The organism is uncultured Parolsenella sp. (assembly GCF_958346945.1).
Classification (GTDB): Bacteria; Actinomycetota; Coriobacteriia; order Coriobacteriales; family Atopobiaceae; genus Parolsenella.
This window is the reverse complement of sequence record NZ_CATVTL010000001.1, coordinates 94,296-113,826: the sequence shown is the minus strand read 5'-3', so window position 1 is coordinate 113,826 and position 19,531 is coordinate 94,296. Positions and strand designations below refer to the sequence as shown.

18 protein-coding genes are annotated in these 19,531 nt (G+C 64.6%); 3 read left to right on the top strand and 15 right to left on the bottom strand.

Annotation, left to right across the window (positions count from 1 at the left end; translation table 11 throughout):
- Window positions 1-232: 232 nt before the first annotated feature.
- Window positions 233-1,207, top strand: a complete 975-nt coding sequence (locus Q3866_RS00465; RefSeq protein ID WP_301828781.1) for a hypothetical protein — start codon at window positions 233-235, stop codon at window positions 1,205-1,207.
- A gap of 127 nt (window positions 1,208-1,334) precedes the next feature.
- Here the strand turns inward: Q3866_RS00465 and Q3866_RS00460 are convergent, their stop codons facing one another.
- The 8 genes from Q3866_RS00460 to Q3866_RS00425 form a co-directional block, all read right to left on the bottom strand.
- Window positions 1,335-2,525 (bottom strand): Nramp family divalent metal transporter, encoded by a 1,191-nt coding sequence (locus Q3866_RS00460; protein ID WP_301829100.1) that lies wholly within the window; start codon window positions 2,523-2,525, stop codon window positions 1,335-1,337.
- A gap of 124 nt (window positions 2,526-2,649) precedes the next feature.
- The gene (locus Q3866_RS00455; protein WP_301828780.1) at window positions 2,650-4,491 is read right to left on the bottom strand and encodes a magnesium transporter; all 1,842 of its coding nucleotides are present in this window, start codon (window positions 4,489-4,491) and stop codon (window positions 2,650-2,652) included.
- A 409-nt stretch (window positions 4,492-4,900) separates the two neighbouring features.
- On the bottom strand, window positions 4,901-6,697 hold the full coding sequence (locus Q3866_RS00450) for a polysaccharide deacetylase family protein (RefSeq protein ID WP_301828779.1): 1,797 nt from the start codon (window positions 6,695-6,697) through the stop codon (window positions 4,901-4,903).
- A gap of 67 nt (window positions 6,698-6,764) precedes the next feature.
- Window positions 6,765-7,670, bottom strand: a complete 906-nt coding sequence (locus tag Q3866_RS00445) for a PRC-barrel domain-containing protein (protein WP_301828778.1) — start codon at window positions 7,668-7,670, stop codon at window positions 6,765-6,767.
- A 72-nt stretch (window positions 7,671-7,742) separates the two neighbouring features.
- Window positions 7,743-8,204 (bottom strand): YtxH domain-containing protein, encoded by a 462-nt coding sequence (locus Q3866_RS00440; protein WP_301828777.1) that lies wholly within the window; start codon window positions 8,202-8,204, stop codon window positions 7,743-7,745.
- An 81-nt stretch (window positions 8,205-8,285) separates the two neighbouring features.
- Window positions 8,286-8,906: a hypothetical protein gene (locus Q3866_RS00435; protein ID WP_301828776.1), complete on the bottom strand. Its 621-nt coding sequence runs from the start codon at window positions 8,904-8,906 to the stop codon at window positions 8,286-8,288.
- Window positions 8,907-8,999: 93 nt separating this feature from the next.
- The gene (locus Q3866_RS00430) at window positions 9,000-9,659 is read right to left on the bottom strand and encodes an RlpA-like double-psi beta-barrel domain-containing protein (RefSeq protein ID WP_301828775.1); all 660 of its coding nucleotides are present in this window, start codon (window positions 9,657-9,659) and stop codon (window positions 9,000-9,002) included.
- 339 nt (window positions 9,660-9,998) lie between these two features.
- On the bottom strand, window positions 9,999-11,321 hold the full coding sequence (locus tag Q3866_RS00425; RefSeq protein ID WP_301828774.1) for a hemolysin family protein: 1,323 nt from the start codon (window positions 11,319-11,321) through the stop codon (window positions 9,999-10,001).
- A gap of 474 nt (window positions 11,322-11,795) precedes the next feature.
- On the opposite strand from Q3866_RS00425, the gene deoC (Q3866_RS00420) reads away from it, so the two are divergent.
- Window positions 11,796-12,524, top strand: a complete 729-nt coding sequence (deoC, locus tag Q3866_RS00420) for a deoxyribose-phosphate aldolase (RefSeq protein WP_301828773.1) — start codon at window positions 11,796-11,798, stop codon at window positions 12,522-12,524.
- A gap of 244 nt (window positions 12,525-12,768) precedes the next feature.
- Here deoC (Q3866_RS00420) and Q3866_RS00415 read toward each other — a convergent pair whose 3' ends face one another.
- The 7 genes from Q3866_RS00415 to Q3866_RS00385 form a co-directional block, all read right to left on the bottom strand.
- Window positions 12,769-13,485 (bottom strand): GntR family transcriptional regulator, encoded by a 717-nt coding sequence (locus Q3866_RS00415; RefSeq protein WP_293673366.1) that lies wholly within the window; start codon window positions 13,483-13,485, stop codon window positions 12,769-12,771.
- Window positions 13,486-13,718: 233 nt separating this feature from the next.
- Complete coding sequence (locus tag Q3866_RS00410; protein ID WP_301828772.1) at window positions 13,719-14,369, bottom strand: ribulose-phosphate 3-epimerase; 651 nt, start codon at window positions 14,367-14,369, stop codon at window positions 13,719-13,721.
- Window positions 14,370-14,408: 39 nt separating this feature from the next.
- Window positions 14,409-15,335 (bottom strand): type I phosphomannose isomerase catalytic subunit, encoded by a 927-nt coding sequence (locus Q3866_RS00405; RefSeq protein ID WP_301828771.1) that lies wholly within the window; start codon window positions 15,333-15,335, stop codon window positions 14,409-14,411.
- 250 nt (window positions 15,336-15,585) lie between these two features.
- Window positions 15,586-16,431: a PTS system mannose/fructose/sorbose family transporter subunit IID gene (locus Q3866_RS00400; protein WP_301828770.1), complete on the bottom strand. Its 846-nt coding sequence runs from the start codon at window positions 16,429-16,431 to the stop codon at window positions 15,586-15,588.
- 15 nt (window positions 16,432-16,446) lie between these two features.
- Window positions 16,447-17,250: a PTS sugar transporter subunit IIC gene (locus Q3866_RS00395; RefSeq protein WP_301828769.1), complete on the bottom strand. Its 804-nt coding sequence runs from the start codon at window positions 17,248-17,250 to the stop codon at window positions 16,447-16,449.
- A 152-nt stretch (window positions 17,251-17,402) separates the two neighbouring features.
- Window positions 17,403-17,897: a PTS sugar transporter subunit IIB gene (locus Q3866_RS00390; protein ID WP_293824354.1), complete on the bottom strand. Its 495-nt coding sequence runs from the start codon at window positions 17,895-17,897 to the stop codon at window positions 17,403-17,405.
- Window positions 17,898-18,023: 126 nt separating this feature from the next.
- Window positions 18,024-18,449 carry a PTS sugar transporter subunit IIA gene (locus Q3866_RS00385; protein WP_301828768.1) on the bottom strand — a complete coding sequence of 142 codons (426 nt, stop codon included), beginning with the start codon at window positions 18,447-18,449 and terminating at the stop codon, window positions 18,024-18,026.
- A 293-nt stretch (window positions 18,450-18,742) separates the two neighbouring features.
- Here Q3866_RS00385 and deoC (Q3866_RS00380) point away from each other — a divergent pair, with 293 nt between their 5' ends.
- Complete coding sequence (gene deoC, locus Q3866_RS00380; RefSeq protein ID WP_293673359.1) at window positions 18,743-19,471, top strand: deoxyribose-phosphate aldolase; 729 nt, start codon at window positions 18,743-18,745, stop codon at window positions 19,469-19,471.
- Window positions 19,472-19,531: the final 60 nt, after the last annotated feature.

Sequence of the window (19,531 nt, the reverse complement as noted above, 5' to 3'; positions counted from 1 at the left end):
TAACCGTATCCCTTATTATCAGTTAATAGCATTTACCTAGGATTTTGCAGTTACCAACGATGGAAGCCAGACCGCTTTTGTACCAAAACGGCCAATTCTGGTTAGATTCCTGTCAGGTTCGTGTCAGCCCGCGCGGGACTTTCTTTGCTTTCTCGAGGTCGACCGCCCACGTTTGGCCAATCCTATCTCAAATAGGGAAAGGGTTGACATGGCACAGAGACTACGGCGAGTAATGGACAACCAAATCGACGAGCTGCTCGCCGAGCAAGCGCGCCTCGGGAAATGTCTGCGGAGCAATCCGAGTATCTTGCATGCATTGCTGACGAGGCGCCGAAAGGGCGTCGTCGTTTCACCGAAAAACGGAATGTTCGCTTCGCGAGACCTATGGGAATCGCTTGATGTCCGCCAGCGCCACCTCTTCGTTGCTCGGACGATAGCCGATAGGTGCCCCGACGATCTCTTCTGCTATGTGACAGCGGCTTTTGCCTATGGTCTTGACTTCACAATTACAGGAGCCTTTGGCACCGACGTGAAAACCGTCTGCATCTCCGGTAAGGGAGGAGCAAATGGCTGCTCATCTGCCGGCCTGCGCCGTTTCAAGCTGGAGGCAGATGGTGCTTGGACCGCAGAGGGACTGCGAGTCTCCTCGCCAGAGAAGACAGTGTTCGACTGCGCAAGGGGACTCGCCTTCCCCGATGGACTCGCTATTGCCGATTCCGCCTTGAGGCTCGGTCTACTCGACCCCGACAGCCTTCGGAGGCTCATTGACAGCGGAGGAAATCGCAAGGGAATCGGAAAAGCGCGGGATGTTTTCGAGCACATGAATGGCTTGGCCGAAAACGGCGGCGAGTCCGTCCTACGCGCACGGATGATTGAGCTTGGCTATGCTGAACCCAAGCTGCAGGTTACCTTTGATAACCCGCTGGAGCCGACCAAACCTTATCGGGTCGACCTGCTCTCGATTCGAACCGACGGCACCATGGTTGCCATAGAGCTAGACGGTCGACGCAAATATACGGACGCTGAGTTCATGAATGGAAAGGACACGGTTGAAGTACTCCTAGACGAGCGTCAGAGGGAGGCCGCGCTTTCATCTCTTGGTCTAGAAATCATGCGCATCCGCTGGCCCGATTTGCTCGATTCCGCCAAGTTCTCGAGCATCATGAATGCATACCGAATACCCACGGCAAGACAACTCGGCCACTAGGCATACGGCCAGCTACAGATTCCTAGGAAAATGCCGTTAACTATGTCTCTTAAATATAGTTAAGAGCATTTTCCTAGGAATCTGTAGAAGAGAATGGGATAAGACGCCGCTAGTAGCTAAGACGCAGCTAGTAGCCCATGGCCTGGAGGATGAACATCACCACGGTGAGAATCGCGACCACGACGACGATGAACCAGGTGAGCAGGGTCCACGCGCGGCTGTTAGCGTAGGCGCCCATGACGTGGCGGTCGTCGGCAATGCGCACCATGAAGACGAGCAGGACCGGAAGCAGCACGCCGTTGATGACCTGCGCCACCATCATGATGCCAAACAGGTCGACCTGGGGCAGTAGCACCACGGCCGCGGACAGCAACGTGATGGCCGTGACCATGCCGCGATACGCCGGCGCCTCGCCCCAGCTCTTGTCCTGGCCGCGCTCCCAGCCAAACGCCTCGCACACGGCGCTCGACGTGATGCCCGGCAGCACGCACGCGGCCAGGAAGCTCGCGCCCACGAGGCCGGCGCCAAAGAGCACCTCGGCATAGGGGCCGACAAGAGGCGCCAGCGCGCGTGCCGCGTCCTCGGCCGAGTTCACGGCGATGCCGGCGGGGTTCAGCACGCTGCCGGTACAGACAACGATGAAGAACGCGATGAGCTGCGCCACGATGGCGCCGCTCACGGTGTCGATGCGTTGGTAGGGCAGGTCGTCGACGTCGCAGTTCTTCTCGACCACGTTGCCCTGGCCCATGAAGATCATGTAGGGCGAGATGGTCGTGCCGATGTTTGCCACCAGCAGGCTCACGTAGGCAGGCGTCATGTTGACCTGCGGCAAGAACGTCGAGCTCAGGACCTGTCCCCAGTCGGGACCAACCATGAAGCTCGCCGCCACGTAGGTCACGAAGACGCAGGCAATGGCAAGCAGGATCTTCTCGATGCGCTTGTACGAGCCGCTCATGCCCAGCAGCCACACGGCAATGGCGGCGATGGGCACACTCACGATGGTGGGCACGCCAAACAGCTGCATGCCCGAGGCGATGCCGGCGAACTCGGAGAGCGTCACCATCGTGTTGCTCACGATGAGGGCGAGCATGGCGAAGGCGCTGAGGCGCACGCCGTACTGCTCGCGAATGAGGGCGGCGAAGCCCTTGCCCGTGACGCACCCCATGCGAGCTGCGGTTTCCTGCACCACGATGAGCAGGAAGCACATCACGGGAATTGACCAGAGCTGCTCGTAGCCAAACACGGCGCCGGCGTTGGAGAACGTCGCCACACCGCCGGCATCCATGCCGGCAAGGGCCGTGAGCAGGCCCGGGCCCATGGCGCCCAGCACCGCCGCCGCACGCAGCGGCTCGTGGCGGCGCGCCTTGATGGCGCCCTCGGCACCAACGGAGCGCACGCCGCGCAGGTTCTTCCAGACCTTGAAGCTCCTCATCGGCCCACCCCTAGCCAAGCAGCGGCATCGTGAGGGCGCAGGCCACGGCCACGAACACGGCGAGCGCAACGACCAGGGCAACGACGTGCAGCACCAGGCCGCTCGTGTCGCTGCCGCGTTCGTCGCGGGCGCGCAGCACCTTGAGGTAGACGGGCGCGCTGGCAAAGCTCGCGACCACGGCCACGGCGGCAGCCTCGAAGCCGCGCATGAGTTCGAACACCACGGCGCCCAGGCCCTCGCTCGCTCCGTTGACCACGCCGTTTCCGGCCGCGCAGACCAGCATCACGATGGCTGCCCACAGCACGCCCATGGCCACGCTCTTGACCGCGAAGCCGCCGATGGAGGGGGCGTCCTCGTCGTCGGCGTCGTACTCGAGGAAGAAGTTGGTGACGTAGCGGATCATCTCGCCCGCCACGACCAGCGCCACGGGGGCGGCGAAGGCCACGGCCACGCCGGTCGAGGGACCCAGCACCAGGGCGAGCAGGACGGCGGCCACCATCCAGAAGAAGAACCACATCTGGTTGCGCAGGAAGCGCATGAGGTCATCGGAGTTGGCGTCGGAGTCGGAGGAGTCGGAGGTTCCGCCCGCGATGCGCAGGTCCTCCTCGTGCTCCTCCTCCATGACGTCGAGGGCGTCGTCGACCGTGACGATGCCCAAGATCTTACCGGTGTTCTCGTCGACGACGGGCATCGCGAGCAGGTTGTACTTGGCGATGTCCTCGGCCACGTCCTCCTGGTCATCGTCGGGCTTGGCGGTGAGTACGTCATCGTCGCCGGCGAGCTTGCCCAGGGTGTCGGTGGGGTCGGAGACGAACAGGCGCCGCACCGGCACGACTCCGCAGAGGCGCTCGTTGTCGTCGGTGAGGTAGATGTAGTTGACCGGCTCGAAGTCGTCGGGCAGGTCGCGCATGATCTTGGCGACGTCGGCCACCGTGGCCTCGCGCGAGACGGAGACGAACTCCGAGGTCATGATGCGGCCGGCGGTGTCGTCCTTGTAGCCGAGCAGCTGGCGAATGGCGCGCTGCTCGTTGATGCCCATGAGGCGCAGGAGCTTCTCGGCACGCTCGTAGTCGAGCTCGCCTACGAGCTCGGCGGCGTCGTCGGGGTCCATCTCGGACAGCATGCGCGAGGCGTCGGCGTCGGCCATGTCGCCCATGATCTTGGCGGCCATCTCGTCATCGTCGAGCTCGGCCATGGCCTCGGCCGCCTGGGCGTCGTCGAGCTGGGCAAACACCTGGCCGCGCAGGCGCGGGTCGAGCTGCTCGATGATGTCGGCGACGTCGGCGGGATGCAGGTCGTCGAGCGTCTGGTGCGAGACCGACAGCTTGACGTTGGACAGGTCGCGGTCGATGAGGTCCATGTAGTTCCACGCGATGATCTTCTCGGGAATTTCATGGCCCAGGGCGTGCGAGCAGCGCATCACGAGGCGCTCGAAGGCAGGCGACAGCGCGCGCAGGATGCCACGCATGCCCACCTCGGCGCCCAGCAGACGCAGTTGGCTGGAGCTCGTGTCGGACAGCTTGAGGTCGTTGACGCGCACGACGCGCATGCCACGCGTGTCGACGATCTGTTTGTTGAGCAGGTCACGGGCGATGAGGACCTCGTCAGGCTGCAGGTAGGAGAAGCGGATGTCGGTGGCGGGAACGGCGAGGCGGACCTCGTTGTCATCGAAGGTCTCGACGTACTTGCGCCACGAGATCATGAACGGCGACTTGCCGGGGCCCTGGAAGGCCAGCGAGGTGACGCGGGGAAAGACCTCGCGCGTGGCAATGCCGAGGTCGTTGACGACGCCGATCTTCTCGCCGTTGGCGTCGAGAACGGGGTTGCCCAGAAGCTGGGACAGGTAGATCATACGTGCTCCTTCGTGCTAGCGCCGAGAATCGGCGGCACTCATGCCAGGCGCGGCCGCGGAGGGCGGCACGGGTCTGGCTCGGACACCCCATGCGGCGCGTCCGAACGTGGCACGTCACACGGGGTCATCGACTCGCAGGTCGGGGTTTCATCAATGACCCTTCTCTTGGGTTGAGGGATGCGGACGCCCGCGCGTGTGAACGCGGGGCCGCGGCGCAAGGTCATCGAGACCCTGCGCCGCCCATTGTACACGCGAAGCTGCGAACGGCGCGGCAGCGACCGCCCAATGCTTGCAAAAAGCTGATGCTGCGGAGCAGGTAGCGGCAAAGCCGCCGACCCTTGACGGGGGGCCGGCCGCGTGGCCGGGCGGGCGTCGAGCTCCGCCGGCGCGGCAGCCCCGCAGCCCTCCCCTAGTCGCTCGAGCCCGAGGAGCCGTCCGAGCCATCAGAGCTCGACGAATCGCTCGAGGAGCTGTCGTCGGTCTTGAGCTGCGTGGGCCACACGCAGCCGTCGGGCATCGTGGCGTCGCCGCCGGCGATGTCGGCCGGAATCGAGCTGTCGGACTTCATGAGGTCGCTCACGGTCACGAACTCGTAGCCCTGGCTCTGCAGCGACTCGATGATGCGGGGCAGGGCCTCGACGTCCTGGTCACGGTTGCCGCCGCCGTCGTGCATGAGGATGATGCTGCCCGAGGTCACGTTCTTGAGGCAGTTCTCGACAATCGCGTCGGCGCCGGGGCGCTTCCAGTCAAGCGAGTCCTGGTTCCACAGCACGCTCACGCTCGCGAGGCCGCCCGAGTTGAGCCAGGCCTTCTCGGAGAAGGCGCCGTAGGGCGGGCGGAAGCCCGTGGTCTTGACGCCGGTGGTCGACTCGATGTTCGAGAAGGTGCTCGAGAACTCCTGCTGCAGGGCGCTGGCGTCGAGGGCGGTGAGCTGCTGGTGCTGGTAGGTGTGGCTCATGACCTCGCTGCCGCGGTCACAGATCTTCTTGGCGAGGTCGGGGTAGGCCTCGACGTTCTGGCCCAGGCAGAAGAACGTGGCGTGGATGTTGTACTGGTCAAGAATGTCGAGATAGGCATCGGTGTACTTCTCGGCGGGACCATCGTCGAAGGTGAGGGCCACGAGCTTCTTGCCATTATCGGGAGAGATCTGGTGCACCGAGACGACGGCGTTCTGGGTCTCGCTCAGGGTGTCGCCGCGGGCCGTCTCGCCCGACTGCTTGCCGGTGCGCATCTCGTACTGGCCAACCTTGGGCCACTGGGAGATGTAGCTGATGTTGCCCCACGCGTCGCCACCCATCTCGAGCTGCGGCTGCTCGTCCATCACCTGGACGTCGTAGTCCTCGGTGCGGTCGCCGCCGTCAGTGATGTCGAGGGAGTCGTCCTCGCTCACGCGGTAGTTCGAGATGTCGTCCTGGCTCATCTGGTTGCCGCCGAGCGTGGCCGTGAAGGCATAGCCCGCGCCGTCCTCGAGCTTGTTGCCCGAGACCGAGACGAGGTTGCCCGCAGTGGGAGAAAGCTCGGCGTCGGATATGACCTGCTCGCAGGTGCTGCCAACGCGGATGCTGTACGTCTCGCCGTTGAGCGTGATGTTCACCTTACGGTTTGACCACAGCAGTACCGCCACGATGGCCACGATGGCCACGCAGACGATGCCCGCGATGATGCTGCGCGCACCCGACGAGGTGCGGCGGCGTCCCATGAGGTCGCCGGTGCGGCGGCCGCCCACGATGCCCGACATGAGCACGGCCTTGCCGCCCGCGAGTGGGTTGCGGCCACGGCCGCGACCGCGGGCGTCACGCGGCGGGCCGGCATAGCGCTGTCGCTGGCCGGAACGTCCCTGGTAGCCGCCGCGTGCGGAGGGGCGGGCGGCAGTGCCACGCTGGGGCCGGGCGGCAGACGGACGCGCGCCGGGGCGCTGGGCGCCACGCGAGTCGAGGCCATAGCCCTGGCGCTGGTCATAGCGCGGGCGAGCCTGGGGGCGCGCCGCGCCACCATAGCCAGGGCGAGAGGGGCGCTGCTGCAGGCGGGCCTGGGGATGGTCACCGCGCGCAGCGCGAGGACGGTCGCCATAGCTCGGGCGCTGCTCGCGGTACCCATATGACTCGGGGCGATACGAGCCCGAGCGACCCGCCTCGTCGCGCCTGGGCCGGGGGTTGCCCTGGCCGCGGCCGTCGTTTCTGCCCCTGTAGTCTGATGAGTACGACATCGCTATCCGTTTCGCCACGCAAGGGGCCGGCCCTGCGGCCGCCCCCTACTTTTCGTTCACCCCTAGCTTACTTGCTCGCGTCCTTGAATTCCTTCATAAAGCTTGAGAACATGCCGCGGGTCTTGCCCAGCTGCTCGCCCACGGCCCTTGCCGCGGCGGTTCCGGCCTCGGAGGCGTTGGCCGGCTTGGCAGCGGGCTTTGCAGACGAGGCACCGGCGGCCTTCTCGGGCGCACCGGCGGCCTCGTGGTAGTCCTGCGAGGCCTGCTGGACGCTGCGCTTGGCCTTGCCGATAAGCTTGCCCAGGCCGTGGGCACCCTTGTCGACCGCGACGGAGGCCTTCTCGTCGAACTTCGCGGTGGCCTTCTTGGCGCTGTCCTTAGCCTGCGCGTAGCCCTCGCCTGCCTTGGCGGCAAGGCCGCCGGAGAGTTCGAGGTCTGCCGCCTGGTCCTTCACGATCATGCGGCCCTTGTCGTAGCGAACCACCCAGGCCGCCGGGATCTCGAAGAAGCCCACGAGCTCGGAAGCGGTGTTGCCTTCCTGGGCGCAGAAGCAGTCGACCTCGCCGGTGGTGACGTCGAGGCTCGCGTCCATCACGTAGCCCAGGAACTTGCCCGACTCGCAGATGACGTCGGCACCCTCCCAGATGATGCAGTGGTCGAGGTCGAGGCCCAGGCGCTTGCACGCGGCGGCGTCGAACGACTCCTTGGTGCCTGCGCACAGAAGACCGCCCTCGTGGAACTCGACCGAATCGAGCGGAACGAAGCGGTCGTCCTGCTTGACCATGCCCGCGACGTCGGGGCGGCGCACCATGATGCCCACCATGCGGCGGCTGTCGGGTGCAAAGACGAGGTTGTGGACCTTGCCGTACTTCTTGGGATCGGGCTCGACGCCGGCCTGCGCTTGCTTGCGCGAGGCCTTGCCCGGCACGAAGACCTTCGTGCGAACGATCGAGCTCATCATCTGCTTTGCCATCGCAACCCCATCTCATGAAATGGGGCGCCAACGGTTTCCCGCGGCGCCCCACGAACCAGCGTCTAGAGGCTCCTAGGCCTCGGCGTCCTCATCGGCACCGTCCTGCTCGGGCTCTGCCTCGGCGGCCTCCTCGACGTGGACGTCGACGGCCTCGGTGGCAGGAGCCTGCGGAACCGCGCCCACCTTGTCGGCGACGGCGGTGGCCGTGGCGGTCACGGCGTCGGCGGCGGTGGCCACGTTGTCGGACAGCGTGCTGCGCAGCTGGTCCATGCGCTCGCGGGCCAGATCGATCTTGGCGCGCAGCTCGTCGGTCGTGGCGTCGACGGTGGGACGCAGGCCGCCCAGGCGGTCGTTCACGACGGCGCCGCCCTTCTCGTACGCGTCGGCCGCGGCATCCCAGGCGTCATTTACGACGTCGGCCGCCATGGCGCGACTCTCGGCGCCAGAACGCGGAGCCAGCATGATGCCGGCGACAACGCCAGCGGCCGCACCAAACACGCTGCCCAGGACAAATCCAACTGCACCCTTGCTCATAGTTGCCTCCTTTGGCGCACGCGAGAACGCGGGCGCTCGTCGTCAGTCCTACGTTGTTGGCGATTATACCCAGCCGCGGGGCTATGCCTCGAGCTCGCCCTCGCCCGCCTGGGCGGGCGCGTCGACGTCCTCGGCAGAAGCGGCGGGCTCGTCGGGGCCGGCCTGCTCGCCCTGTTCGGCCGCAGCCTTCTCGGCGGCGTCGCGGGCGGCCTCGCGCTCGGCAATCTGCTCGGCGTTCTGGACCAGGTCGCGGATGCCCGCGACGATGGCGTCGACGTCAGGCTTAGGGTCGGCGCCGCCGGAGTAGGCCCACTGCAGAATCCATGCGGCGCTCGACAGTGCGGACGAGACCAGCACGTCATCGGGGCAGGCAAGCTGCACGTCATAGGTGCGCGGCTCGCCGGCCACCTCCCAGGTGCGGCCGCACGAGACGTCGCCGCCCAGGCCCGTGCGGGCCATGAGCTCGATGGTCACGTGCTCGAGCAGGTGCGCCACCTCGGTGGCGCCCATGACGTCGCGGAACGTCTCGGAGGCGTCGCCCAGGCAGGCGTGGTCCACGATGTCGGGCAGGAGGTTGTAGACGTGGGTGGTGCCGACGAGGTCCTCGTCGGTGGTGAGCGGGCCGCCGTTGGCAATGGTCACGCGGGCGGTGAAGTGCTGCGGCGCCACGGCAACGCGGCGGATGTCGATAAGCTGTGCCATCTCTGTGCTCCCTTTAGGTGTGAGCGGCGCGGGTGTGGCCCGCGCGACGCGCACGGGCTCCGTAACAGCCATGGTAGCCGAATTGGGCCGCGCCTACAGGAAGCGATAGCTCACGGTGCGCACGCCCCACTCCTCGGTGGAGGAGGCGCCAAGGGCTCGCCAGACACCGCCGGCGAGGTCGAGGTCGCGGCCGAGCGGGGCAAAACCGCCGGTGTCGGTGACCATCGCGGTGACGGTGAGCCCGTTGTAGTAGATCTCGACCGTGCGGCCCAGCAGGTCGGTTCGCGAGGCGGGCACGGCGACCGTCATGCTGCTCTCGGTGAGAAGGACGCCCGAGGCCGTGGCGTCGTAGCCATCGTTGCAGGCTAGGGTGTAGGCAGAGGCGCTCCCCTGCTGCCAACCCTCGTCGCGCGTGACGACGACGGTGTCTCCCTCGAGCGCGATGCCGGCGGTCTGCTCGCCCACCTGCTCGGGACCAATGGTCTTGACCTCGTAGCCCGTGCGGGCAGAGGCCTGCGAGAGCGAGGCGTTGCTGGTAGAGGTGCCCGTCGCGAACTTGGAGGCCGCGTCTGCGGGCAGCGTTGCCTCGCTGGCGTTGGCGCTCACGCCAATGGCGGTGGTGGAGTCCTGGCCCGGGGCCGCCTGAGCGGCGCCCACGTGCGTGACGGCAAAGACTGCTGCCACGACGATGGCAAACGCCACCATCACGGTGAGGGGGATAACCCTGAAGCGCCCTGTTGCGCGTCTGGCCAAGCACGACTCCCGTCGACTGTGCCGGGCACTCCCGGCGACTGTGATGAATCGAGGCGTGTCGTGGTTGGTGTGTGATACCCCGATGCCCGCCGGCGCGCGGCTCGGGCCACGGCTGCAGGGCGATGTAATGAGGTAAATTATACCTGAGACGCGCAGGGCACCACCAACCGACAAGGCTGGCGGTGCCCTAGTTATGGAGCGGATATGAAGAGACGTTGATAAACCGCAGCTAGATTGCATATACAATACGGCTGCATTTTTATGCATCCCGTCTGCCGAGCAGAGCTTGACGAGGCACACGCGGAACCTCTCGAGCGCGGGCAGTGGGCTCACAGGTCGCTACTCGTCGGGCGTCTCGTCCTCGCCGGCGGGGGCAGGCAGCTCGGGCGCCGTCACGCGCAGCAGGGCGATGCGGCGGCCGCGCATCGACTGCACGAGGAAGTTGTAGCCCTCGACGTCGAACGAGTCACCGGGGCTCGGCACGGAGTCCGCGAGCTCGAGAATGAAGCCGGCGACCGTCTCGTACTCCTCGGAGTCCTCGATGGGCCAGCCCAGGTCGCGCGCGTCATCAATCGAGAAGCGGCCGTCGACCAGCCACTCGCGGTCGGACAGGCGCGTGAGGTACTTGTTGTCGGGGTCGAACTCGTCGGCTATCTCGCCTACGACCTCCTCGACGATGTCCTCGATCGTGATGACGCCGGCGGTGCCGCCGTACTCGTCGACCACGATCGCCATCTGGTCATGGCGCTGCTGCATCTCGGAGAGCAGTGGGATGATGTCCTTCGTGTCGGGCACGAAGACCGGGTCGCGGGCGAAGTCGCTCACGGGACGGTTCTGCGCGTCGTCGTCGACGATGGGGCCCAGCAGGTCCTTGATGTGCGCCACGCCCACGATGCGGTCGATGTCCTCGTGAAACACCGGGATGCGCGAGAAGCCCGTGCGTCTCATGAGCGCAAGTGCCTCGCCCAGTGTCTCGGTGTCCTCGACGGCCGTGAGGTCCACGCGCGGCACCATGACCTCGCGCGCGATGGCGTCGCCCAGGTCGAAGATCTCGTGGATCATCGACTTCTCCTTGTCGGAGAGCTCATCGGCATCGGTGACCATGTAGCGGATCTCCTCTTCGGAGACCTCCTGGCGGTCGTCGGCAGACTTGACGCCCAGCAGGCGCGACAGGCCGTCGGCAGACTTCGAGGTGAGCCACACGAGCGGGGCCACCACGCGCGAGAAGCCCCGCAGGAACGGCGAGACCGACTTAGAGACCTCCTCGGCGTTTGCCAGCGCCATGCGCTTGGGCACGAGCTCGCCCACCACGATCGAGACGTACGAGACGATCACCGTGATGACGATGGGTGCCAGCGCGTTGCAGACGCCTGCGGGCGCGCCCAGCGAGATGAGCCAAGCGGCAAGCGGGTCTGACAGGGTCGTGGAAGCGACCATGGCCGAGAAGAACCCGACGAGGGTGATGGCCACCTGGATGGCGGCGAGAAACTGGCCGGAGTCGCCGGAGAGCTCGAGCGCGACCTTGGCGCGCTTGTCACCCTCGTCCGCATCGTGCTCGAGCACCGCGCGCTTGGCGGCAACGAGCGCCGCCTCGGACATCGAGAAGTACCCGTTTGCGATGGTGAGGAGCAGCGTAAAGAGGATGCTGAGCGCTACTTCCATGACGACACCCCCTTGAGCTGCGGGGCGGCGCTTGCGCGCAGGCCCTGATTGTCGCTGGCGGGGTTGGAAGAGACGTGGCCACTCATGCCCAGGGGGCATCTACTGTGACAGTCTCCCGCGTCGCTTTTGGCGTTCATGTTCTCCTCGCTCTTTGCTCGCCGAGCGCGTCGGCGCGTGCCGGATGTGCCCCGGCGTGGCTGCCGGGCCCTTCCCGGCGGCGCGGCTTGGTCCGCGCATTGGGGATTAGTATACCCAGCGCCGCCCGTCTCGCACGATAGAGAAGGCGGGTCTCGCGTGTATGCTGTTTGTTAGGCCGTTCCTCTTACATAAAAATGTGAACTCGTTACAAATATGACCGTTCATTGCCAAATCACAGCCGTTTGTAGGTGACATGTTGCTATATAAGCGGTATTGTATTGACATATTCATTAGGCATAGAGGCGGACACGCCGCCAGCGATAGAAAGGGAACCACATGGCTCGCTACACCATTGACGACCTCGCCAGACTCGTCGACCACACCAACATCCACGCCGACGCCACCGAGCAGGACATGGCCAAGCTCTGCGACGAGGCCAAGGCCTACCACTTCAAGATGGTCGCCGTGAACCAGGTCCAGTCCAAATTCTGCTCCGAGCAGCTTGCCGGCACCGACATCGACACCGGCGCGGCCATCGCCTTCCCGCTGGGCCAGACCTCCATCGCCGCCAAGGTCTTCGAGACCAAGGACGCCCTGGCCAACGGCGCCAACGAGATCGACTACGTCGTGAACCTCACGCAGGTCAAGGCCGGCAACTGGGATTACATCGCCGACGAGATGGCCCAGATCGTCGCCGCCTGCCAGGAGGCCCGCGAGGCCACCGGCCTCGAGATCCCCTGCAAGGTCATTCTCGAGACCTGCATGCTCACCGACGAGGAGAAGGTCAAGATCTGCGAGATCGCCACGCGCGTGAAGCCGACCTTCGTGAAGACCTCCACCGGCTGCGCCAACGGCGGCGCCACCGTCGAGGACGTCAAGCTCATGAAGCAGACCGTGGGCGACGCCGTCAAGGTCAAGGCCTCCGGCGGCATCCGTGACGCCGACACCTTCCTCGACATGGTGCGCGCGGGTGCCGAGCGTATCGGCTGCAGCGCCGGCATCCCCATCATCGACGAGCTGCGCCGTCGCTTCGAGGAGCAGGGCATCGATTCCATCGAGCTGTAGGAGCGCACCGCGAGTCGGCGCTTGCCTGCATCCGCGGCGTTGGCCGCGCGGCAGGCGCCAATCATACAGAGCACCCTCTTTTGCAGGAGGCCCGCCGTTCACCCAGGATCGGCGGGCCTCATCTTGTTTGGCTGCTTGGTCCGGGGCGATGTGCCCGCATGGGACGAATTAGCCCGGAGCAATTTTGTCCTGCTTTTCCTGTGGTTTGGGACGATAAAGCTCCGGGCTAATTTGTCTCAGAGCGCTACTGCTCCTCGCGGCTGACGTTGAACTCGAAGGTGTTGTTCTCGCCACGGTAGGTGGCAATCGAGTACTCGACGGCGTGGCCGTCGGACTCGCGGCCCACGGTGTGGAAGAGGAACAGCGGGTCGCCGGGGTCGACGTCGAGCAGGGCCGCAGTGGCGGCATCGGCCTTGATGACGTCGAGGCGGCGGTGCGCCTGTGTCACGGGGTGGCCGCACTCGGTCATAGCGCTGTACATGCGCTGCGTGGTGAAGTCGTAGCGCTCGAAGTCGGGGTAGGGCTCGACCGGGATGTAACTCTCGACGAACACGTTGGGCTTGTCGTCGACGTAGCGCAGGCGAACCAGCTTGTAGACCTCCTCGCGAGGCTTGAGCTCGAGGTTCGCTGCCACCTCGTCGCTCGCGCGCTCGCGCTTGAAGATGATGACGGTCGAGCGAACGGTGCGGCCCTCGCGGCTCATGTCCTCCTCGAAGCTGCGCACGCCCATCGTGAGGCCCTGGGCCACCTTGGGCTTCGTGACGATCGTGCCGCGGCGCTTACGCTTCTCGACGTAGCCGTCGTTAGCGAGGATCTGGAGGGCCTGGCGAATCGTGGGACGGCTCACGCCGTAGCTCTTGGCGAGCTCGATCTCGGGCGGGATGATCTCGCCCTCCTTGTACGTGCCGTCCTTGATCTTTGCGAGCAGGTCGTCCTTGATCGCGGAGTAGAGCGTGGCCATGGTGCACCGTCCTTGCTATGGAACGAGGCGAGTCCTCGTAAAGTTTCTTACATATACATATGTAAGTTATTGTTGCATACATAACGCGAGAAGTGCGCGGCGTCACACAAAATTTAAGGGCCATCCGCTTTGCACGGACGACCCGGCGTCACGAGGTGGAGCGGCGCGCCAGGCACGCCGCCCCACCAGACCACGCATTTCAGAAGAGGTGACAAAGGGCTCTGACCCCTTTGTCACGCCTGCAGCTCGCGGAGTTCCTTGAAGATGTCGGCGTAGGGGCGGCCCTTGCCAAAGACGGCGCTCGTGCCCAGGACGGCACCGTCGACGCCCATCTTGGAGGCCTTCTCAATCACCGCGGGCGAGCAGGCGCCGTCGATGATGACCTTGTAGCCATACTTCTCCTTGGCCGCGACAAAACGCTCGAGCTTCTCGTCCACGTAGTCGAGGTACTTCTGGCCCGAGAAGCCCGGATTCACGGTCATGACCAGCACGTAGTCGACCACCGGCAGCGACGTCTCGACCGTCTCGAAGTTGACGCCTGGATCGACGACGAGGCCGGGGTGGGCGCCCAGGCGCTCGATCTGCAGCAGGGTCGAGTTGATGGTGGGCTCGGCCTCCTGGTGAACGTAAACGATCTGCACGCCAGCCTTGACCAGCAGGTCGATGGTCGTGGGCTCGTGGTTCGACATCAGGTGCACGTCGCAGGGGACCTTCGAGCGGCCGCAGATGGCCTCGACGTCGCCCAGGCCCATGCCCAGGTTGGGCACGAAGTGGCCATCCATCACGTCGAGGTGAAAGCCGTCGCAGCCGGCCTCAACCAGCTCGTCGACCTCCTCGCCCAAGCGAAGGAAGTCGGCACACATCATAGAGGGCAGTAGCAGCATGTTCTCTCCTTGAGAAGTCGTGGTTGCAGGCGTACTGGCCTAGGCGGTCGTGGTAAGCAGCGTGACGTTGCCGTCGAGCTCGAGGGGCTCGCCCTTCGGCAGCAGGATCTGGTCGCCCACGGCGATGTCCTCGCCATTGGCGGTACCCGAGCCGCGGCCCACGGTCACGAGCTTGTACTCCTCGCCCGGCAGGGTGCACGGACCCGTAACCTCGATCTTCTCGACCGTGAACGAGTCGTTGGAGATGAGGTGCGTGCGCTTCATGTTGCCCAGGTCCTCGGTCCAGGGCTTGGCCTGGTTGACCATCAGCGACTTGTCGTAGCTCAGGCAGTCGATGGCCTGCTCGAGGTGCAGCTCGCGCAGCGACCCGTCGGCTTGCACGCGGTCGTAGTCGTAGAAGCGGTAGGTGACGTCGGTAGCCTGCTGAATCTCGTAGGCGATAACGTTCTTGCAGCAGGCGTGGAGCAGGCCCGCCGGCAGGTAGACGAAGTCGTCCTTCTCGATGGGCAGGTGGTCGATGAGGTCTGCCCAGCGACCCTCGGCGATGTAGTTGCGAAGGTCCGCCTCGTCGGTGGCGTTGTGGCCCCAGACCAGCTCGGAGCCCTCGGCCGCCTCGAGGAAGTACCAGGCCTCGTTCTTGCCCGCCGCAAAGCCCAGGGGCTTGGCGTGCTCGGTGTCGGGGTGCACCTGGATCGAGAGGTCGTCGACCGGGCACAGCAGCGAGATGATCACCGGGAACTGGCGGTTGGTGTCGCCAAACAGCTCGGAGTGCTCGCGCCACAGCTCGCCGAGCGTCTTGCCCTCGTACTCGCCGGAGACGCAGACGTTGGACTGCTCACCCTGGTCGGCGAACGCCCAGGCCTGGCCCACGCCGTCGGGCATCCAGTCGTAGTGGTAGTAGTCGCGGCAGGTGTTGCCGCCCCAGACGGTCTGCTTGGGGATGGGCTTGAAGCGCAGAAGTGCCATGGCGCGTCCTTTCCGTAGGTGCTTTTGCTTGCGGCCTTGGGCGGGTCGATGCCCCGTCCCTTGTTGCTCATGGGGACGATTCGCGTACGTCGGCTCGTCTCGCACATGACGACGTTCGAGCATCACCACAGGCCAAAGCTGGTGAACCGGTTAATAAATTAGGAAGGCCCCGGGGAACCGTGTGGGTGCCCCGGGGCCTTGGAACAGCGAGCTCGCTATGTGACCTCGCTCAGATGTTGCGGGGCAATCCTTAGAAGACGCCAAGCAGGCAGAAGACGATGACAGCGGCCGTGAGGACCAGGATGACCTTCGTGGGCGAGAACTGCTTCTTGTCGAGCATCCACCAGGTGACCAGGACGGCGATCAGCGGAAGGATCTTGGGGAAGACGCCGTCGAGGGTGTCCTGCAGCGGAGCCCAGTCGCCACCCATAGGGATGTTCAGGGTGGTCACGAGGGCGATGTTGCCGGCCGACAGGGCGCCGATGACCATGATGCCCAGCACGTTGAAGGCGTCAGTCAGGCGGCGGGCGGTCTCGCCAACGATCATATCAACCGCGCCGACGCCAAGCTTGTAGCCGGTGCGGAAGCAGACGAACGAGATCAGCGGGCCGATGATGCCCCAGGAGATGATGTAGAACAGCGGGCCGAGCGGGCTGCCGCCGGCGGCGAGGCTCATGCCGATGGAGAGCAGGATCGGGACGATGATGCCCTGGACGATGGAGTCGCCGATACCGGCCAGCGGGCCCATGAGGGCGGTCTTGACGTTGTTGGGCATCTCCTCGTCGACGTCGCCGCCGAGGGCGATGTTCTCCTCGAGGGAGGCCACGATGCCGTTGACGAGCGTACCGGTCTGCGGCTCGGTGTTGTAGAAGACCGACTGACGAACGAGCAGGCGACGCTTGGCCTCGGGGTCATCGGCGTAGTACTTGTTGGCAAACGGGATGTAGGACCAGGCGAAGGCGTGGGCCTGCAGCTTCTCGTAGCTCATCGAGGACAGGTGAGTGAAAGCCCAGCGCAGCCAGAGCTGGTTAAGATCCTTGTTGGTCAGACCCTGCTTGCCGTTGGGGCCAACCTTGGGCGTGATTTCAGTTGCCATTTGTTGTCTCCCTTCTTAGAACAGGTCGTCGTCTTCGTAGGAACCGTCGGCGTTGTCGTCGGTGGCCTCAGCGGCAGGGGCAGCGGCGGCCTTGCCGGAGGACTGGTAGACAAGGTAGGCGACGAGGGCAGCGATGAAGACGATGGCGACCATCGGGAGGCCGGCGAAGGCCAGGAGCACGAAGCCAGCGAAGAAGTAGATGAGCTGGATCTTCTCCTTGATGACGATGTTCATCAGCATGCCGATGCCGAGGGCGGGCAGGACGCCGCCGAGGACGGAGATGATGTGCGTGACGACCTCGGGGACGGAGGCGAGCAGGGAGTCGACGAGGCCCTGGCCAAGGTAGATGGCGAGGAACACGGGGACGGCACGAAGGAAGAACGTGCAGATCTGAGGGTAGATGACGTGCCAGAGGGTGATGCCACGGTCGTTGTTCTCCTCAGCGGCCTTCTGGGCGCCGTTGTTGAAGAACGAGTAGAGGGCCATACGGGTGTTGTAGAAGATCAGGCCGAAGGTGTTGCCGACAAGCACCGACAGGGTCACGGCCACGGCCGGATCCTTGGTGGTGGCCATGGCGAGGCCGATGCCGCCGTAGGTGGCGTAGGTGATCTCGGAGTTCGTCGCGCCGCCCGTGGAGAGGTTGGCGATGAACACGGCCTGGACGGCAACGCCGCACAGGACGCCGGCCGTCACGTCACCGAAGACGAGGCCGCACAGCAGGCCACCGACGAGCGGACGGCCAACCATGTAGAAGCTGCCCGTGATGCCGAACATCGGCGCGGACTCGATGGCGCCCAGGTAGCAGAAGATGCCACACATAAGCGCTGGGAAAAGCAGTTCCGTTTCTCCTCCTTCAACGATGGAACTATTCCGGCTCGCGGCCGGCTTTGCTCGCTATACAAGCGAGCTTCTTTGCTGACTGAAGCCTGTTTGTGCGCGTCCGTCCCCAATGGGCGCGCCAGGCGCAATCGCTAAGCGGACTGGTACTTGGCCTTCATGTTGGGCCAGCTGATGGGCTTGTCATCAGGGATGAGCTGGAACTGGACCTCGACACCCTGCTCCTCGAGGTAGTCGAGCGCCACGACGTCGTCGTCGTTGAGGCACACGGCGTTGCCCATGGGCTTGGTGTTGGGGCGGGCGCCGTTGAGGTTGCCGATGTTGAGGACCTTGCCAAAGTCGCCGCCGTGGCGAACGATGTCGGCAAAGCCGGTGGTGGAGTCGGAGATGATGTAGAAGTTCTTGTTGGAGGCGTGGACCTTCTCGAGGGCCTTGACGCCCTGCTCGACGTCATAGATGCCGAGCTTGAGGTTGGCGGCGGCAGCCTTTAGAACCTTCTTGCGGAGCTCGTCCTTGGCGACCTTGTCGCTGATGACGATGATCGAGTCGACCGGCTTCTTGGCGACCCAGCGGGTCATGGTCTGACCGTGGATAACGCGGTCGTCGACGCGGGCGAGAGTGATTGCCATAGTAGGTTCCTCCCAAATGCAGATTGTTATTGCTCGGGGCACGCGCCCCGGGATACCTGAGTGGCGCCCATGTGGGCGCGGTTGGGAGGGGCTCCCCTTCGGCTTGCGCCAGCCCCTCCCCGCCGGCTAGAACAGATCGTCCTCGTCGTCCGAGCTGTCTGCGGGCATCTCCGCAGCAGTAACGCCAGCAGAACCTGCCGTGAGGGCGGCCTGGGTAACCGCCTCCAGGTCATCAGAGCTCATCGCAAGCACGCCGGCCTCCAGAAGCATCGGGAAATTGGCACCAGCGACGAGCCTGATGTGCTCGGGGTTGTTGAGGAACAGGGCGTAGGACTCGTTGAAGGGCGTGCCGCCCGCGAGGTCCGCGAGGATCAGCAGGTCGCCATGGGTGAGAAGCTCGTTGACGCGAGCGGTGAGACGATCGCGGAAGTCGTCGATACCGGTGTCAGTGAGGCTCACCGCACTGACATGCGTGGCGCCCGAGGCAAACATCTGGAACGCATCGAGCATGCCGGTGCAGAGGCCGCCGTGAGATGTAAGCAAAATGTTCATCGATATCCTTTCGACTTGTCCTGACCTGAAGAATACATATTCACCTTTCATCCACATATGCAGATATGAGCGATTCTCCCCGAACGGTCGATTTTTCTGGTTTGACGGTACTTATTGGGGTCAAATTGGCTCAATTGTTCTTACTTTTGGTCTTTGTCACATGATTTGTAAGCTCATTAGAGGTATCCTTTGCGCAAAGCACGAAGCGCGCATACTTAGGTGGTGGCGCGTCATATCGCCGCGCAACAGCGGCCTGATTCGGGCCCAGAGACGGGCTCGGGAAGGAGCACCAGATGGCAACCTACACGCTCGACGACCTCTCTCGCCTCATTGACCACACCAACCTGCACCCCGATGCCACCGAGGCCGACATGGCCAAGCTGTGCGATGAGGCCAAGCGCTATCACTTCAAGATGGTTGCCATCAACCAGGTCCAGTCCAAGTTCTGCTCCGAGCAGCTTGCCGGCACCGACATCCACACGGGTGCCGCCATTGCCTTCCCCCTCGGCCAGACCTCCATCGCTGCCAAGGTCTTCGAGACCAAGGACGCCATCGAGAACGGCGCCTCCGAGATTGACTATGTGGTGAACCTCACCCAGGTCAAGGCTGGCAACTGGGACTACATCGCCGACGAGATGACGCAGATTGTGGCCGTGTGCCGCGAGGCCAGCGAGGGGCGCGAGGAGGCCATTCCCTGCAAGGTGATCTTCGAGAACTGCCTGCTCAACGATGACGAGAAGGTCAAGCTCGCCGAGATCGCCAAGGAGGTCGAGCCCACGTTCATCAAGACGAGCACCGGCTTCTCCACCGGCGGCGCCACCGTCCACGACGTCGAGCTCATGAAGGCCCACTGCGGCGACAAGGTGCAGGTCAAGGCCGCCGGCGGCATTCGCGACGCCGACACCTTCCTCGACATGGTGCGCGCGGGCGCCACGCGCATCGGCTGCAGCGCGGGCATGCCGATCATCGACGAGCTGCGCCGCCGCTTCGAGGAGCAGGGCATCGAGTCCATCGAGCTGTAGAGTTGTGCCTGCGGCCATCGCCTTGGCGGTGGCCGCTTTTTGTTAGGTCGTTAGTGCCGA

Bases quoted from the DNA above. Each gene is read 5' to 3' on its own strand.
- Q3866_RS00465 (WP_301828781.1), top strand. From the start codon at position 233: ATGGACAACCAAATCGACGAGCTGCTCGCCGAGCAAGCGCGCCTCGGG.
- Q3866_RS00460 (WP_301829100.1), bottom strand. From the start codon at position 2,525: ATGGGCCCGGGCCTGCTCACGGCCCTTGCCGGCATGGATGCCGGCGGT.
- Q3866_RS00455 (WP_301828780.1), bottom strand. From the start codon at position 4,491: ATGATCTACCTGTCCCAGCTTCTGGGCAACCCCGTTCTCGACGCCAAC.
- Q3866_RS00450 (WP_301828779.1), bottom strand. From the start codon at position 6,697: ATGTCGTACTCATCAGACTACAGGGGCAGAAACGACGGCCGCGGCCAG.
- Q3866_RS00445 (WP_301828778.1), bottom strand. From the start codon at position 7,670: ATGGCAAAGCAGATGATGAGCTCGATCGTTCGCACGAAGGTCTTCGTG.
- Q3866_RS00440 (WP_301828777.1), bottom strand. From the start codon at position 8,204: ATGAGCAAGGGTGCAGTTGGATTTGTCCTGGGCAGCGTGTTTGGTGCG.
- Q3866_RS00435 (WP_301828776.1), bottom strand. From the start codon at position 8,906: ATGGCACAGCTTATCGACATCCGCCGCGTTGCCGTGGCGCCGCAGCAC.
- Q3866_RS00425 (WP_301828774.1), bottom strand. From the start codon at position 11,321: ATGGAAGTAGCGCTCAGCATCCTCTTTACGCTGCTCCTCACCATCGCA.
- deoC (WP_301828773.1), top strand. From the start codon at position 11,796: ATGGCTCGCTACACCATTGACGACCTCGCCAGACTCGTCGACCACACC.
- Q3866_RS00415 (WP_293673366.1), bottom strand. From the start codon at position 13,485: ATGGCCACGCTCTACTCCGCGATCAAGGACGACCTGCTCGCAAAGATC.
- Q3866_RS00410 (WP_301828772.1), bottom strand. From the start codon at position 14,369: ATGCTGCTACTGCCCTCTATGATGTGTGCCGACTTCCTTCGCTTGGGC.
- Q3866_RS00405 (WP_301828771.1), bottom strand. From the start codon at position 15,335: ATGGCACTTCTGCGCTTCAAGCCCATCCCCAAGCAGACCGTCTGGGGC.
- Q3866_RS00400 (WP_301828770.1), bottom strand. From the start codon at position 16,431: ATGGCAACTGAAATCACGCCCAAGGTTGGCCCCAACGGCAAGCAGGGT.
- Q3866_RS00395 (WP_301828769.1), bottom strand. From the start codon at position 17,250: ATGTGTGGCATCTTCTGCTACCTGGGCGCCATCGAGTCCGCGCCGATG.
- Q3866_RS00390 (WP_293824354.1), bottom strand. From the start codon at position 17,897: ATGGCAATCACTCTCGCCCGCGTCGACGACCGCGTTATCCACGGTCAG.
- Q3866_RS00385 (WP_301828768.1), bottom strand. From the start codon at position 18,449: ATGAACATTTTGCTTACATCTCACGGCGGCCTCTGCACCGGCATGCTC.
- deoC (WP_293673359.1), top strand. From the start codon at position 18,743: ATGGCAACCTACACGCTCGACGACCTCTCTCGCCTCATTGACCACACC.